This window comes from Streptomyces sp. NPDC058257 (genome assembly GCF_042881845.1).
In the GTDB taxonomy this organism is placed as follows: Bacteria; Actinomycetota; Actinomycetes; order Streptomycetales; family Streptomycetaceae; genus Streptomyces.
The window spans coordinates 122624-136786 of the sequence record NZ_JBHVXJ010000015.1; the positions used below are offsets into that span (position 1 = coordinate 122624).

The window sequence follows — 14163 nt, forward strand, 5'->3', positions numbered from 1 at the left end:
CGCTGAATGCCCGTGCCTGCTCCTCCCAGCCCGCACCGAATAGCGAAGGCGCGGCAGCGCGCGTCGGCCGCACCCCTGATCGTCCTCGTGGTGACCGCCGCGGCCGGCACGGCCGCCGGTGTCATGGCACCGGACAACGCCCGCCTCTGGACCGTGGCTTCGGTCGTGACCGGCTGGCTCTGTCTGGCGATCGCCCTCGTGACCGGTTCGCTGCTCGTCAGGCGGGTACGCGCGAGCGCCGCCGCGGACCACGCCGAGGCCGGTGCCCTCAAGGCCCAGTTGGCCCGCCAGGGCGCCGAGTCCGCGCATCTGGTGAACGTCACGCTGCCGACCGTCGTGAAGCGGCTGCGCGACGGGTCCGGCGCGGCCGAGACCCTGGCGCAGACGGCGCCGCCGTCGGACCCGCAACTGCGCCAGGTGGTTCACGTGTTCGCGTCCGTGGTGGAAGAAACGGTACGGCACGCCGCATCCGCCGAGTCCGGACGCGATCAGGCCCAGGGTCAAATGGCTCAGGCCGCCGCGGAGTTGGAGCAGCTGACGACGGTGACGCTGCCCACCGCGATCGAGCGGCTGCGCGAGGGCTCGTCCGCGGACACGGTCCTCGCCGGCCTTGACTGGCCGCGCAATCCCCTGCTGCGGCTGCCCGCCGAGTCGTTCGTACGGGAGATCGCCTACAGCGAGCGGCGCGCCGCGGCCGCGCAGGCCGCCTCCGCCAAGGCGCTGAGCCGGGTGCAGGCCAAGTCCGTGGGCATGCTGGCCGACCTGCGGGACATGCAGGAGCGGCACGGCGTCGAGGTCTTCGGCGACCTGCTCCGCCTTGACCACAGCACCTCCCAGCTGGGTCTCATGACCGACCGTCTGGCCCTGCTGATGGGCGGCCGCTCCAGCCGCGCCTGGAACAAACCGATCGTCATGGAGAGCATCCTGCGGGGTGCGGTGGGCCGGATCTCCGCGTACCAGCGTGTACGGCTGCACTGCTCGACGACCGTGGCGATCGCCGGGTTCGCGGCGGAAGGCGTCATGCACGTGCTCGCCGAGCTCATGGACAACGCGGCGAACTTCTCACCGCCCATCGACGAGGTGCACGTCTATGTCGAGGAGCGCAGCGCCGGGATCGTCGTGACGATCGAGGACAGCGGCCTGAAGATGGCCGACGCGGCGATGCGCCGCGCGGAGGAGTCGGTCTCCGGACAGATGACGGACCTGGCCTCGCTGCAGGGCACCCGCCTCGGCCTCGCCGTGGTCGGGCGTCTGGCCGCCAAGTACGGCATGAGCATCAACTTCCGTCCGTCGTCGCGCGGCGGCACGGGTGTCGTGGTGCTCCTGCCCATTCAGCTCCTGGCCCAGCAGCGCGACCCCGCACCGCAGCAGTTCGCCCCCCGGAGCGTCGAGCCGACGCCCCCGGCGGCCCCGGAAGCGCCCGCACCGGTGGCCACTGAGACCCCGGCTGCCCAGCCCGCCCCGGAGTTCCCCGCCGCTCCGGAGCCGCCCGCCGCCCCGCTGCCACCCGCGGCTCCCCTGCCGCCCGCGGCCGGTATGGACGCCGTCCCCCGCCAGGCGCACGCCAACCCCGCCGCCACGACCAACGGCCTGCCCGTGCGCGCCCCGGGCCGCACCATGGCCGAGGCGGAGCGTGAGCGGCAGCAGCGCAGGGCGGCTTCGGATGCCGCCACATCGGCGGGGGCCGGGACGCTCTCCGGCGAGGCGGGGCTGCCGCCGCGTGACGCCGGTTCCCGCTTCGGTGCCTTCCACCGTGCGCGGCGGGCATCGGGCGACGTGCCCGGCTCCCCCGCGGAACCCGATTTCCCCGCCGATTCCGGGCCGCCGCCCGCCGAGTAGACCGAAGCCTCCCGCATGGCGCCCGGGCTCTGGCGCCCCCTTCCCCGCTCGAGATCGTGAGATTGGAGGGACGGGCAGGTGACCGGAGACCCGGCGCATCTCGCCCCACCTACCATGCAGACCACTGACAACAGCCTGACCTGGCTCCTGCAGAGCCTCCTGAAGCGCACCCCCGGTACGCGGCACGCCTTGGTGCTCTCGCGGGACGGCCTGAAGCTGTGCTGGAGCGAGCATCTGACGCTCGACCAGGCTGACCAGCTGGCGGCGATCTGCTCCGGCATCCAGGCACTGGCCCAAGGTGCCTCCATGGAGTTCGGTGACGGAACCGGCGGCGTCCGGCACTCCATGACCGAATTCCACGGCGGACTGCTCTTCATCGTCGAAGCCGGCCAAGGGGCGCACCTGGCGGTCGTGGCGGAAGACGGCGCGGACCCCGGTGTGGTGGGCCATCAGATGACCGAACTCGTCGAGCAGATCGGCGAGCACCTGCGCGCCGAACCGCGTGGTCAGACCGAGACAAGCGGCTCCTCGTGACGCCGCGCAAGCCGGTGGACATCGGTGACCCCGACCGCCTCTACACGGTCACCGGTGGCCGCAGCCGCGCCGACGACGATTCGTTCGATCTGGTCACTCTGGTGGTGAGCGAGTGCGAGCCCACCGCGGGGATGCAGTCGGAGCACGTACGGATCCTCGAAATCTGCCGGCATCCGACGGCCGTGGTGGAGATCGCCGCGGAGATGAAGCTGCCGATCACGGTGGTGCGGATCCTGCTGGGTGACCTGCTCGCCATGAGCCGGATCACCGCCCGCCATCCCCGCGCGGCCTCTTCGGCCGCCTCGATCCCCGATTCCGCCCTTCTCAAGGAGGTGCTCCATGGGCTCCGCAACATCTGAGCTGCCCTCCCGTACACCCCTGTCCGATACTGCCGAGACCGGCCTGAAGATAGTCGTCGTCGGTGGCTTCGGGGTCGGCAAGACCACGCTGGTCCGGTCGGTCAGCGAGATCCGGCCGCTGAACACCGAAGAGGTGATGACGCAGGCCGGCATAGGCGTCGACGAGACGTCCGACGTGGCCGCCAAGACCACGACGACGGTGGCGTTCGACTTCGGCCGGATCAGCCTCAACGAGCGTGTGGTGCTCTATCTGTTCGGCGCGCCGGGGCAGGAGCGCTTCTGGTTCCTGTGGGACCGGCTCTTCTCCGGCACGCTCGGCGCGGTCGTCCTGGTCGACACGCGGCGGATGGACGACTCCTGGTACGCCATCGACCGTCTTGAGCACCACAAGACGCCGTTCGTGGTGGCCGTCAACCGGTTCGACGACGACGGCGCCGCCCACTCGCTCGATGAGATCCGCCAGGCCCTCGCGCTGCCCGGCCATGTGCCCCTGATCGACTGCGACGCACGGGTGAGGTCGTCGGGCAAGGACGTCCTGATCACCCTCGTGGACCACCTGTACGCGCTGGCCATGGCCCAGGAGATGACACCGTGACCGAGCCGACCGGATCCCCTTTCGAGCAGAGCGCTCCGCCGGGATGCCCCGCCCACGCGGGCGGGAGCGGGAACGCGGGCTCGGTGCGCCTGGGCGGTCTTGAGTACCAGCAGACGCCCTCGCAGCTCTACCGCAGCCTGCGCAGGGAGCACGGCCCTGTCGCGCCGGTGCTCCTCGACGGGGACGTGCCCGCCTGGCTGGTGCTCGGCTACTCCGAGGTCAGCTATGTGACGGGACACGACGAGCTGTTCGCCCGTGACTCACGCCGCTGGAACCAGTGGGAGAACATTCCCGCCGACTGGCCGCTGCTCCCCTTCGTCGGCTACCAGCCGTCGGTCCTGTTCACCGAGGGCGAGGAGCACCAGCGGCGGGCCGGGGTGATCACTGAGGCCCTGGAGGGGGTCGACCAGTTCGAACTCGCCCGGGACAGCGCGCGGATCGCCGACCGGCTCATCGCCTCGTTCGCCGGCAGCGGCCAGGCGGAGCTGATGAGCGCGTTCGCGCACGCGCTGCCCATGCGGGCCGCGGTGCAGATGTGCGGCATGCCGCACGAGGGCACGGACACGCAGCGGCTCGTGGAGGATCTGCGGATCTCGCTCGACGCGCACGAGGGCGACGACCCCGTGGCGGCGTACACGCGCGTCGGGGAGCGCATCCAGCTCCTGGTCAAGGAGAAGCGGGAGAGGCCGGGCGCCGACATCACCTCGCGGATGCTGCGGCATGCGGCGGGCCTCACCGACGAGGAGATCGTCCAGGACCTGATCTCCGTCATCGCCGCGGCGCAGCAGCCGACGGCCAACTGGATCTGCAACACGCTGCGGTTGATGCTGACCGACGAGCGGTTCGCGCTGAACGTGTCCGGTGGGCGGCTGAGTGTGGGCGAGGCGCTCAACGAGGTGTTGTGGCTCGACACCCCGACCCAGAACTTCATCGGCCGCTGGGCGGTGCGCGACACCCAGCTCGGCGGGCGGCAGATCCGGGCGGGCGACTGTCTGGTGCTCGGCCTCGCCGCGGCCAACACCGACCCGCAGATCTGGCCGGAGTCGCATGTCGGCCCGGAGAACTCCGCGCACCTCTCCTTCAGCCACGGCGAGCACCGCTGCCCCTACCCGGCTCCGCTGCTCGCCGACGTCATCGCGAGGACCGCGGTCGAGACGCTCCTGGAGCGACTGCCCGACCTCGTCCTCGCGGTGGAGCCGCACGAGCTGACCTGGCGCCCGTCCATCTGGATGCGCGGTCTGACGTCGCTCCCGGTGCAGTTCACGCCGGTGGCTCACTGAACAGGAGCCGGGGCGCCGCCTTCGGGCGGCGCCCCGGTGGCTTCAGGCGGTGACGGGAGTGAACCGCACCGGCAGTGACTGCGGTCCGCGGGTGAACACGCCCTGCTCGACGGGGTCGAAGCCGTCGGCGAGCCGAACGTCGGGCATCGCGTCGAGGAGCTGGTCGACGCCGATCTCCACCTCGGCCTTGGCAAGGAGGGCACCGACGCAGAAGTGCCGGCCGAGGGCGAAGGAGAGATGGTCGGCGGCGGCGGAGAACGCGGTCGTCGTGGTCAGGTCGTCCCGGAAGATGTCGAAGCGGTCCGGCTCGCGGTAGCGCTTCTCGTCGCGGTTGGCCGAGCCGATCAGGCAGGTGACGGTGGCACCGGCGGGGATGGTGCCACCGCTGACCTCCACGTCGGTCGCCGACTGCCGCATGATCATGTGGACCGGCGGTGTGTGGCGCAGGGTCTCGGCGAAGGCGCGGGCTATCAGGGTGCGGTCCTGCCGGACGGCTTCGAGCTGCTCGGGGTGCGTCAGGAGGTTGGCGAATATGCTGGCGATCGCCTTGTCGGTGGTCTCGCCGCCCGCGGCGAGCAACAGGCTGCAGAAGGCCTTGATGTCCTCGTCACTCATCCGTACGCCGTCCACCTCGGCGGCGCACAACGTGGAGAGCAGGTCGTCTCCGAGGTTGTCGCGGCGCTGCCGGATGATCGGGATCATGTAGTCGGCGAACTCCACCCGGGTGCGTTCGCCGGCCGCCGCGACCTCGGCGTCGCCCGCCAGGTTGCCGAGGAAGGCGATGACGGTGGTGTACCAGCCGTGGAAGCGCGCGTGATCGGACTTGTCGAGGCCGAGCATGTCGGCGATCACGTTGACGGGGAAGCGGGTGGCGTAGCCCTCGACCAGGTCCACGCTGCCGGTGTGCCGGAAGGTGTCGATGAGTTCACGGGAGTTGCGCTCGATGACCGGCAGGAATTTCTCCTGGAGGTCGCTGCCGCGGAACGCCGGTGCGACGAGAGCGCGGCGAACGGAGTGCTCCCGGCCGCTGAGCTGGAGGATCGTCTTGCCGTGGACGGGCTCGATCTGCCAGTCGTAGTTGTCGGTGGTGAACTGCGAGCTCTTGTCCTTGAACACGCGCTCGACGTCCTCGTACCGCGAGACGATCCAGCTCTGGGTCGGCTCGTGCCAGAAGAGCGGCGCGTTCTCCCGCATCAGCTGATACGCGGGGTACGGGTCCTTGGCGAACTCGGGCGAGAGGATGTCGGGGACCTGCTGCGCGGTGGACATTGAGCTCCTAGGGCAGAAATCAAACAACGCTCACCAGGCTATTGATCGCCTCCTGAGCCAACCAGCCCCTCCCACCGGATCGTTGAGCGCTGCACTAATGTTGGCTGAAAATCACCCCTCGCCCCGCCGTGTCGAAGACGGCGGGGCGAGGGGGAGCAGCGACACCTGGTCGCCGGGGTGGCCTCAGCAGCTGAGCTTGTCTCCCGTGGCGACGCCGAGGATCCCGGTGAACTGGGTGTAGTTGTTGATCCGGCTCTGCACCTGCTCAGGGTTCTTCCCGTCGCATTCCAGACTGCCGTTGATGCTGCGGATCGTCTCGCCGAATCCCGCGCTGTTGACCATCGCGTTGTGCGGCGTCATCGTTCCCGGACCGTTCTGCGTGTTCCAGTACCAGAGGCCGGTCTTCCACGCCACGGCCGCATCGTTCTGGACGAGGTCGGGGTTGTTCAGGAGGTCGATCTTCAGGGCGTCGCCCGCCGCCTTGTAGTTGAAGTTCCAGCTGAGCTGGATCGGGCCGCGTCCGTAGTACTTGTCGTTGCCCGCCGGGCAGCCGTACGGCTGGGAACTGTCGCAGTAGTGCGGGTAGTTCGCGGTGTTCTGCTCGACGACGTGGACCAGGCCGCCCGTCTCGTGACTCACGTTCGCCAGGAAGGCCGCCGCCTCCTGCTTGCGTACGGTGTCGCTGCCGGTCCCGGTGAATTCGGGATAGGCGCTGAGCGCATCCTTCAACCCGCTGTAGGTGTAGAAGGAGTTCCGGTTCGGGAACATCTGGTTGAACTGAGCCTCACTGACGACGAATTCCGCCGCCGCCCGCTTCCCCGGCTCTGCCTTCGGCGCCTTCTCGGCGGAGGCGTTGGGCGCGAGGGTCAGGAGGGTGAGGGCGGCGACGGAGGCGGTCGCGGTCAGCGCGGCGAGTACACGAGGACGCATGGGGGATCACTCCTTGGGCCGCCGGCGCGTGCGCGACCGACCGCCGGGTGGTGGGGGGTGCGGTGGGGGGGGTGCGGTGGGGGATGCGCGGTCAGGGAGCGCACCGGCACGCCGGAGCTACGGCTTTCCGGAACGCCTTCCGCCGTTGGACTAGACCATACCGAGTGACGCCTTCACGTCAAGAGGTCGTCACATAAGGGCAGTTGAGAGGGGTCGCCGGGCCCCTCAGGCTGTGTTCGATCCCGCCCAGAACCGCGTCAGGCCGTACTCTCCCCGCCCAGGACCTCGATCGCGCCGACGACATACGCGACATACGGACCAACCAAGGGCCGCAGTTCTCCCCAGCGTTCCTCCTCCCCCGCGACGTACACGGCGCGCGCGTGGGCGAGCACGGGCCGGTGGACCGCCGGGAGCCGGGCCAGGGCCCAGTCGGCCGCCGCGTCCTTGGACGTCATGGCCCCGGTCGCCAGAGTCATCCAGATCCGGGCCAGCGTCAGGACGACGTTGCGCGTGTCCGACGCGAGCTCCGCCCGGAGATCCGGCACCCCGGCGACGATCGCGCGCGCGAGGTCCCGCGGGGGTACGGGAACAAGGACCTCCCCCGGTGGCGGCCCGGCCAGCGGTGTGTCCGCGAGCAGCACCATGGTGATCAAAGGGGCGAGATCGGGGCTCGGCACCGGCGACGGCGACTGCCCCCGCTCGTACTCCTGCCGCAGCCACTCCCCGTACTGGAACTCACAGCGCGGCGGGTAGGTCCAGGGCACGACCTCGTGCCGGACGACGATCGTCAGCTCGACGGGGCGCACCCCGTCTCCCCGGGGCGGCCAGGCGGAGAGGTCGAGCAGCCCCTCGACGAGCCGCCTCCGCCGCCCGGCCGTCACAGGCCGTTCCACCACGGCGAACACGTCGATGTCGCTGTACGGCCGCAAACCGCCCAGCGAGGCGGAGCCGTACAGGTAGATGCCGACGACGTCCGCGCCGAGCGTCTCCCGCACCAGGTGAACGGTGTCGGCGGTCTGAGTCACCGAGGTCCTTTCCCTCGTACGTCCCTCATGCGGCAAGGGGGTGCGGCAGCCACGGACGAACCGGACCTGATCCTAGGAACGGCACGCGCCGCGCGGCCAGCGAGTTTCCGACACGTCTGCCGTGATCCTTCGCGGACGTACACTGAAGCGGTGTCGGGCAGGTTCCTGCTCCGCCCGACCACCTGTGTTCAGCCCTCCACGACCCGGATCCGGTCCTCTGCGACCAGTCGTGCGGCGCACGGGTAGCGTTCCTCGGCCGTCTTGGCCCTTCGGCCCGCACGCAGATATCCCCCCTGTGGGGCCCCGCTCGCCTTACGCGTACACCGCGGATTCCGGCACGTCGTCGCCCTCGCCTCTCAGGCCGGGCGTGCGCGGTGTGCGTGAACCGCCTTCGAGGGGACTTTTGTGAAGCTCAGCGCACTGCTCGACGGGCACGACCACCACGTTCTGCACGGTGACCCGGGAGTCCCGGTCACCGCGGGAATGACCTTCGATGCCGGGCAAGTGACGCCCGGATCGCTGTACGTCGCCGTCCCCGGCCATGAGGAGGGCGGGCCCGGCGGCATCGACCGGGCACTGGAACGGGGAGCCGTGGCGGTCCTCGCCGAGGAGGGCATGCCACCGGCCACGGCGCCCACCGGGCGGGTATGCGTGGTGCGGGTCACCGACGCACGGGCCGCCGCCTCACTCGTCGCCTCCCGGTACTACGGCGACCCCGGCCGGGCGATGGACGTCCTGGCGATCACGGGCACGAACGGCAAGACGTCCGTCTCGTACATGGTCGAGTCGGTGCTCAGGATGGCCGAGGGCGCGAAGGTGGGGGTGATCGGCACCTCGGGAAGCCGGATCGGCACGGAGCGGATACCGATGCCACGGTCGGTGCTGAGCACCCCCGAGTCACCGGATCTGCACTACCTTCTCAGCCACATGCGTGACCGGGGCACGAGCAGCGTGGTGCTCGAAGCCACGTCGATGGGTCTGCTGGAGCGCCGTCTGGACCATGTGCCGGTCGCCATCGGTGTCTTCACCAATCTCACCCAGGACCACCTGGACGACCACGGGACCATGGAGCACTACAAGAACGCCAAGCTGCGCCTCTTCCAAGGGCTCTGCGACCGCGCGGTGGTCAACGCCGACGACCCCGTCAGCGCCGAGATCCAGGCCCTGATGCCGGGCGCGGTGACCACGTACGGCCTGGACACACCGGCCGACTACCGGGCGAGCGACCTGGTCGTGGACGCCTCGGGCACCCGCTTCACGCTCCACCACGACGGCCGCAAGTACCCTGCCGCGATCCCGATACCGGGCCGCTTCTCGGTGTCCAACGCGCTGGCCACCCTCGCGGCCTGCCATCTGCTCGGGCATGAGCTGCCGGCCCTCGTCGAGGCACTGGACCGGATGCCACCCACGCCGGGCCGGCTCGAACGCTTCACCACGGCGCGGGGTGTCTGCGTGGTCGTCGACTACGCGCACTCGCCGGACTCGCTGGAGAAGGTCCTCGCCACGATCCGCGGCTTCGTGACCGGGTCACTGATCACGGTCTTCGGCTGCGGCGGCGACCGGGACATCACCAAGCGCCCTCTGATGGGCGAGATCGCCGGCCGCCACTCCGATCTGTGCGTCCTCACCTCGGACAACCCGCGCAACGAAGACCCCGAGATCATCCTGGACCAGATCGTTCCCGGTCTGACGTCCACCGGTACGCCCTTCCACCGGGTGGCCGACCGCCGTGCCGCGATCTCGCACGCGCTGTCCGCCGCGCGGCGGGGCGACATCGTGCTCGTCGCGGGCAAGGGCAGCGAGCCGCACCAGATCGTCGGTGATCAGTTCATCGCCTTCGACGACATGACGGTGATCCGCGAACTCGACGCGCTGTAAGGATATTTACGGCAGCGAATGTGCGATTCATCCATCACATCAGCGCGCGCAGTGCGAATCGGGCACTGGCGCGGTAGGGCGCACGGCGTTTACGGTCCCTGCCATTCGTTACGCCACGGCACCTCGCACGTCGTGGTGCCGTCCCCCCAGGGAGTTGCCTGTGCCCAAGGAGTCATCGCCGTCCGTCACCGAGGTCGAGACGCACGGAGTCGAACGCATCCCGGACGCGGACCGCTCGGCCGGGCCGCTCGACCTGTTCCGGCTCGCGTTCGGCGGCGCCAACACGTTCGCCACCTGCGTGCTCGGCGCGTTCCCGATCCTCTTCGGCCTCTCCTTCTGGCAGGGGCTCGCGGCGATGCTCCTCGGACTGCTCATCGGCTCCCTGCTCCTCGCCCCGATGGCGGTGTTCGGCCCGCGCAACGGCACGAACAACGCCGTCTCGTCGTCGGCGCACCTGGGCGTGCACGGCAGGATCGTCGGCTCCTTCCTCTCCCTGCTCACCGCCGTGGCGTTCTTCTCCCTGTCGGTGTGGAGCTCGGGAGACGCGCTCATCGGCGGGGCGCACCGGCTCCTGGGCGTGCCGGAGAGTGATGTGGCCTACGGCTGCGCGTACGCCGTGTTCGCCGCGCTCGTCCTTGCCGTGTGCGTCTACGGATTCCGCTTCATGCTGCTCGTCAACAAGATCGCTGTCGTGGCGGCGACCCTGCTGTTCGTCCTCGGCCTCGTCGCCTTCGCGGGGGACTTCGATCCCTCGTACGCCGGGATCTTCACTTCGGGCGCCGACCAGGCCACCCAGGACCTGTTCTGGCCGTCCTTCATCGGCGCCGCGCTGATCGTCCTCTCCAACCCGGTCTCCTTCGGCGCCTTCCTGGGCGACTGGGCCCGCTACATCCCCGCCGAGACGCCTCGCGGCAAGGTGATGGGAGCGGCCTTCCTCTCGCAGCTCGCCACGGTCCTTCCGTTCGGCTTCGGCCTGGCGACCGCGGCGATCATCGCCGAGCGGGCACCCAAGTACATGGACCCCGCCGCCCCCAACTTCGTCGGCGGTCTGCTCGCGATCGCGCCCGGCTGGTACTTCCTGCCGGTCTGCCTGATCGCCCTGATCGGCGGCATGTCGACCGGGACCACCGCGCTGTACGGCACCGGCCTCGACTTCTCCTCGGTCTTCCCGCGGCTCGGCCGTGTCCAGGCCACCGTCCTGATCGGCGTCCTGTCCATCACGTTCATCTTCGTGGGCCGATTCGGCTTCAACCTGGTCCAGGCGATCTCCACCTTCGCCACGATGATCATCACCTGCACGGTGCCGTGGATGATCGTCATGATGCTCGGCTACGTCACCCGGCGCGGCTGGTACGACCCCGAGGCGCTGCAGGTCTTCACGCGCCGGCAGCACGGCGGGCGGTACTGGTTCGCCCGCGGCTGGAACTGGCGCGGCATGGCGGCCTGGTGGACCGGCGCGGTGACCGGCGTGCTTCTCACCAACATTCCCGGACAGTTCGTCGGGCCGCTCGGCGACCTCGCGAACGGCACCGACATCAGCCTCCCGCTGGGAGCGGCCGTCGCGGCGGTCGTCTACCTCGCCCTGCTCGCGGCCTTCCCGGAGCCGCGCGCGGTGTACGGGCCAAAGGGGCCACGCTGGGTACGGGCGGCCGATACACCGATCGCTCCGATCACGGGGCCGCCGAACGGCGACGCGGTCAACGCGCCGTCTCGAACTCCCGCTTGAGGTTCTTCAGGGTCCTGTCGATGTTGCCGACCTGGAAGACCGCGAAGGTCTTACCCCCCGTGGCGAGGCGGTCGAAGACGTTGGCCACGAAGGTCGGCCACGAGCGCCTGTCGTCCGTCCAGGTCTCGGTCACCTTGGTCGCACCGTCACTGTCCTGGAACCGGTACTCCCAGGTGGCGATCGGGGCCCGCAGCCGGGGGCGCTTCAGCCCGATCGCGTGAACCCGGAAGGCGAAGCGCTTGCCCGGATCGGCCTCGGTCACCGTGCAGCGCGTGGTCCAGCGGAACGGGCCGCGCTTGTTGTGCCCCTCGAAGACCAGGCCGACACCGGCGGGCGCTTGGTCTCCGGGCACGGTCGCCCCGAGGTTCTCGGGACTCCAGCGCCCCATCAGAGCGGGCTGGCTGACCTGCTCGTACACCGACTGCGGCGACGCCTCGACCAGAATGCTTCGGGACACTGTGAACGTGCGGGTCATGACAACTCCGATCCTCGACCCGCGACCTTACTCATCAGTAGCATGAATGTCAGCCCCCGCCTCCCCCCGTTGCGGGGGTGTCGCACACGCCGATCGCGGAGGCGCCCCTTTCGTGCACCTGGTCCTCCACGTCTCCGCGACTGGTGGAGACTGTCCTGATGGTGGGCAATGTTCCGCAGGAGACGGACCGTTTCGTGGGGCGGGCCGTCGAACGGCAGACTCTGGCCTCAACCCTCGTGACGCATCGGCTGACCACGCTCACCGGCACGGGCGGGGTGGGCAAGACGCGTCTGGCCGTGCACACCCTGCACTCCCTGGCCGACGGGGACATCGCGGTGCTCGGCGACGTGTGCTGGGCCGACCTCGGTGCGCTGCCGGACGACCGGTCGCTGATCCCGACCGTGGCCGACGCCGTCGGCCTGGCCGACCACACGCCGGGCATGCCGATCGACGCCCTCTGCGACTGGTTGTCCGACAGGCCCCGGCTGCTCGTGCTCGACTCCTGCGAACACCTCGTCGAAGCCTGCCGGAGTCTGGTGACCGACCTGCTCACCGCGTGTCCGCGGCTCACCGTCCTGATCACCAGCAGGCAACCGCTCGACGTGCGCGGCGAGACGCTTCTGGGCCTGGAGCCGCTGCCGTGCCACAGCGACGCGCTCACCCTGCTCTTCGAACGCGCCGCGGCCGTCGCGCCCGGGGCCCCCACGGAGCAGCCGGGGCAGCGGGAGGACGCGGCGGAGATCTGCAGGCTCCTCGACGGACTTCCGCTCGCGCTCGAACTCGCCTCCGCCCAACTGGCGCATCACTCCCCGCGCCAGCTCGCCGCCCGGCTCCGCTCGCACCAGGGCGAGTTGCAGGCGGCGGCGCCCATCTGGCCGCGGCGGCACCGGACTCTGCGTACGGCCATCGGCTGGAGCCACGAGCTGTGCGAGCCGCTGGAGCGGCTGCTCTGGGCGAGGCTCTCGGTCTTCCGCGGCTCCTTCGACGACGGCTCCGTGCAGGGCGTCTGCACGGGAGGCCCGCTCGGACCCGACACCATCCCCGGCGCGCTCGCGGGCCTGGTCGCCAAGTCCGTGGTCGGTCAGGACGCGAGCGGCCGCTACCGCCTGCTCGACACCGTGCGCGAGTACGGGGCGATGTGGCTGGCCGAGCTGCGGGAGCAGGACGCTGCCGCCGCCCGGCACGCGGACCACTTCCTCCGTCTTGCCCGCCTGGCCGACGAGGGCTGGCTGGGTACGGAACAGGTCACGTGGTACCGGCGCGTCGCCACGTCGCACACCGACCTGTGCGCCGCGCTCGACCATCTCGCCGCGGCCGAACCCGAGCGTGCCCTCGAACTCATCGGCCGGGTCGCCTTCTTCTGGAGCTGCTGCGGCCATCTGCGCGAGGCCCGGAGCTACTTGGGGCAGGCACTCCTGCTGTGCGACACCGAAAGCCCGGCGCGCGCGAGGGGCCGCTGGGCGCTCGGCGTGGTCGTCCTGCTGCAGGGCAGTCACGCCCAGGCGGCCGAGCTCGGCGAGGAGTGCGCGCGGACCGCGGCTCGTGACGACGACGTGGAGGGGCGGATCGCCGCGGCATACCTCCTCGGCATCACCCACCTGCTGTCCGGTGCACCCCACGCGGCCCTGGACGAGGCCGATTCCGCGCTCCGGCAGAGCGCGGGCCCGGCCTTCGCCTCACCGTCGGTGCTCCGCTGTCACCTGGTACGGATCTTCGCCCTCACCGGACTCGGGCGCCTCGACGAAGCGGCGGCGCGAGCCACCTCGCTCCGGGAGGCCTGCGCCGCGAGGGACGAGTGCTGGACCCGCGCCTACACCGACTACCAGCTCGCCCTGATCGCGCTGGCCCAGGACGATCCCGCACGGGCCGCCGAGCACGCCCGCGCGATGCTGGACGGCAAGCGCCGCCTGGGCGACAGCTTCGGCATCGCCCTTGGCATGGACGTGCTCGCCGCGGCGGCGGCCGCCCTCGGCCGGGGGGAGACCTCCGCCATGCTGTCGGGAACGGGCCAGACCTACTGGCGTTCCGTGGGGCACGGCCAGCGCGGCACACCCGAACTGCGCGACGTCCGCGAGGCGTCCGTGGACCGCGCCCGCACGGCCGTCGGAAGCCAGACCTTCGAGCAGGCGTTCCGTCGTGGCGCGGAGGCGGACCCGCGCGCCGTGCTGGCGCTGGCCGTGGAGGGGCGGCTGTTCACCCAGACATGAGCGGAGCGGGTACCCGGGTTTCGGGCGCGCTCGGGTCTGGGCGTCC

The 14163-nt window shown here is 70.5% G+C and carries 12 protein-coding genes; 8 read left to right on the top strand and 4 right to left on the bottom strand.

From position 1 onward, the window contains the following. Positions 1-6 precede the first annotated feature (6 nt). The 5 genes from ACFVXC_RS30175 (at position 7) to ACFVXC_RS30195 (ending at position 4607) form a co-directional block, all read left to right on the top strand. Positions 7-1839 carry a sensor histidine kinase gene (locus ACFVXC_RS30175; RefSeq protein WP_389911419.1) on the top strand — a complete coding sequence of 611 codons (1833 nt, stop codon included), beginning with the start codon at positions 7-9 and terminating at the stop codon, positions 1837-1839. Between the two features lie 114 nt (positions 1840-1953). Then, positions 1954-2373 (top strand): roadblock/LC7 domain-containing protein, encoded by a 420-nt coding sequence (locus ACFVXC_RS30180; protein WP_389911422.1) that lies wholly within the window; start codon positions 1954-1956, stop codon positions 2371-2373. After that, a complete protein-coding gene (locus ACFVXC_RS30185) occupies positions 2370-2732 on the top strand; it encodes a DUF742 domain-containing protein (RefSeq protein WP_389911425.1) in 363 nt (120 codons plus the stop codon). The genes ACFVXC_RS30180 and ACFVXC_RS30185 overlap by 4 nt, the downstream gene beginning before the upstream one ends. Next, on the top strand, positions 2713-3327 hold the full coding sequence (locus ACFVXC_RS30190; protein ID WP_389911428.1) for an ATP/GTP-binding protein: 615 nt from the start codon (positions 2713-2715) through the stop codon (positions 3325-3327). Before ACFVXC_RS30185 ends, ACFVXC_RS30190 begins: the two co-directional genes overlap by 20 nt. Then, positions 3324-4607 carry a cytochrome P450 gene (locus ACFVXC_RS30195; RefSeq protein ID WP_389911430.1) on the top strand — a complete coding sequence of 428 codons (1284 nt, stop codon included), beginning with the start codon at positions 3324-3326 and terminating at the stop codon, positions 4605-4607. The genes ACFVXC_RS30190 and ACFVXC_RS30195 overlap by 4 nt, the downstream gene beginning before the upstream one ends. A 42-nt stretch (positions 4608-4649) precedes the next feature. Here ACFVXC_RS30195 and ACFVXC_RS30200 read toward each other — a convergent pair whose 3' ends face one another. The 3 genes from ACFVXC_RS30200 to ACFVXC_RS30210 all read right to left on the bottom strand — a co-directional run bounded on the left by ACFVXC_RS30200 (position 4650) and on the right by ACFVXC_RS30210 (position 7831). Then, a complete protein-coding gene (locus ACFVXC_RS30200; RefSeq protein WP_389911433.1) occupies positions 4650-5876 on the bottom strand; it encodes a cytochrome P450 in 1227 nt (408 codons plus the stop codon). Between the two features lie 183 nt (positions 5877-6059). Beyond that, the gene (locus tag ACFVXC_RS30205) at positions 6060-6806 is read right to left on the bottom strand and encodes a chitinase (protein WP_389911435.1); all 747 of its coding nucleotides are present in this window, start codon (positions 6804-6806) and stop codon (positions 6060-6062) included. Between the two features lie 257 nt (positions 6807-7063). Beyond that, on the bottom strand, positions 7064-7831 hold the full coding sequence (locus tag ACFVXC_RS30210; RefSeq protein WP_389911438.1) for an aminoglycoside adenylyltransferase family protein: 768 nt from the start codon (positions 7829-7831) through the stop codon (positions 7064-7066). Positions 7832-8236: 405 nt separating this feature from the next. Here ACFVXC_RS30210 and ACFVXC_RS30215 point away from each other — a divergent pair, with 405 nt between their 5' ends. Then, positions 8237-9709, top strand: coding sequence for a UDP-N-acetylmuramoyl-L-alanyl-D-glutamate--2,6-diaminopimelate ligase (locus tag ACFVXC_RS30215; protein ID WP_389911440.1), 1473 nt, complete (start codon positions 8237-8239; stop codon positions 9707-9709). A 160-nt stretch (positions 9710-9869) separates the two neighbouring features. Next, the gene (locus tag ACFVXC_RS30220; protein WP_389911443.1) at positions 9870-11435 is read left to right on the top strand and encodes a purine-cytosine permease family protein; all 1566 of its coding nucleotides are present in this window, start codon (positions 9870-9872) and stop codon (positions 11433-11435) included. On the opposite strand, the gene ACFVXC_RS30225 is transcribed toward ACFVXC_RS30220, so the two are convergent. Then, the gene (locus ACFVXC_RS30225) at positions 11407-11910 is read right to left on the bottom strand and encodes an SRPBCC family protein (RefSeq protein ID WP_389911445.1); all 504 of its coding nucleotides are present in this window, start codon (positions 11908-11910) and stop codon (positions 11407-11409) included. The two genes, ACFVXC_RS30220 and ACFVXC_RS30225, sit on opposite strands and share 29 nt — an antisense overlap. 158 nt (positions 11911-12068) lie before the next feature. Here ACFVXC_RS30225 and ACFVXC_RS30230 point away from each other — a divergent pair, with 158 nt between their 5' ends. Continuing rightward, positions 12069-14117 (top strand): ATP-binding protein, encoded by a 2049-nt coding sequence (locus ACFVXC_RS30230; protein ID WP_389911448.1) that lies wholly within the window; start codon positions 12069-12071, stop codon positions 14115-14117. The last annotated feature ends 46 nt before the right edge of the window (positions 14118-14163 follow it).